Annotated in this window: 2 protein-coding genes; one reads left to right on the top strand and one right to left on the bottom strand. The window is 57.5% G+C overall.

Annotated features, from left to right (window positions below; translation table 11 throughout):
- The coding region (locus AC1D0P_RS25735; protein ID WP_477679319.1) for an adenylyl-sulfate kinase at positions 1-190 on the bottom strand (190 nt) is incomplete at its 3' end.
- Between the two features lie 681 nt (positions 191-871).
- On the opposite strand from AC1D0P_RS25735, the gene AC1D0P_RS25730 reads away from it, so the two are divergent.
- Positions 872-1,201: an ArsR/SmtB family transcription factor gene (locus AC1D0P_RS25730; protein ID WP_477679318.1), complete on the top strand. Its 330-nt coding sequence runs from the start codon at positions 872-874 to the stop codon at positions 1,199-1,201.
- Positions 1,202-1,261: the final 60 nt, after the last annotated feature.

The following is a 1,261-nucleotide window of genomic DNA, read 5'->3' as shown; positions in this document are numbered from 1 at the left end:
GTCCATGCCGGAGGTTGTCGCCGTCCAGAACGAAGCAAGGATGGGCAAGATCCAGCAGCATTTTTTCCAATGCGTATGCGAGCGTGGACTTTCCCGCACCGCTCAATCCGGTCAACCAGATCGTGGCCGGCGCGTGCCCGAGCAAAGCTTGCCTGCATTGCTCGGTGACTGTGCCGGAATGGTAGAAAATATTTGTGCCAGGCAGGCTGCAGCCCTGTTCTGAAGGYTGTACGGCTACTGCAGCAACGTCAGTCGCGGAGTCCTTCGTATGCATAGACGTTCCCATGCTGGGAGTTCCTCGTTTGAATGCGCTCATCCAATCTGGATGTTGYGCAAGCGCAATATCGGCATGTCAATATCGGACAGCAACGCGAAAAATCACAAACGCAAAACAAAAGATACTCTGCGATAGTGATTAGTCAATACTACGTTCGTCTATGTGGAAGCTTGAATTGCGCTGAAGGCCGCACAACCTGGGTGTCAAAGCTCGCAGGCGCTTCGTGCGCACCACCAACAGCGACGATGACTCGCGCGATACGCGAGCGACATACATACCGGCGAGCACTGCGGAAGCCCGGACTTCGCGGCTCAATGAGTGCACCGGCCAATCCGCACCACAAGGCACGGGAGCTTCATGAAGACAGTACTACCTTCGTCTACGTGAAAGTTATTCGGCAATATTACCTTCGCGTTTTCGGCCTGGTATCCCCTTAAACCGGACCGCTCATCATCGGAGACTGATCGCAGGCGAGGCCTTCAACCCCTGCGGAGCCGTCGTAATCACGGAAATCCAGCCGGCCAATAAGCCGGTTCCCCTGCCGGCCCTCTGCCGGGGTTGACAGATCAATAACCATCGGGTTATGCTTTAGACATGCCAACAGCAACCATCGCGGACGAAGTTTTCAAGGCGCTTGCCGATCCGACACGGCGGGCGATTTTTGAACGCCTGGCCCGTGATGGGGCGCAGACCGTGCGCGCCTTGACGGACCGCGCGGGTGTGTCGCAGCCAGCCGTGTCCAAGCACTTGCGCGTCCTGAAACAGGCGCGGCTGGTGAACGACAGGCGTGACGGGCGCGAGACGCACTACAGCGCCGAACCGCTGGCGCTCGGGCCGCTGCGCGACTGGATGAGCGTCTACGGTGCGTTCTGGCATGACCGTTTTGATGACCTTGAATCATTATTGAAAAGGATGGACCAATGAGCGCAACCCAAACCCCAATCCAAAGCCGGGCTTCCACTGAAACCCGCTCCGTCGTTGTCG

It is taken from the genome of Polaromonas sp. P1_G2 (assembly GCF_056405515.1).
The sequence above is the reverse complement of the archived record's forward strand: the minus strand, read 5'-3'. Positions and strand labels throughout refer to the sequence as shown.

What these genes read in the sequence shown, in the direction of transcription:
- AC1D0P_RS25730 (WP_477679318.1), top strand. Translation starts at nt 872, where the DNA reads ATGCCAACAGCAACCATCGCGGACGAAGTTTTCAAGGCGCTTGCCGAT.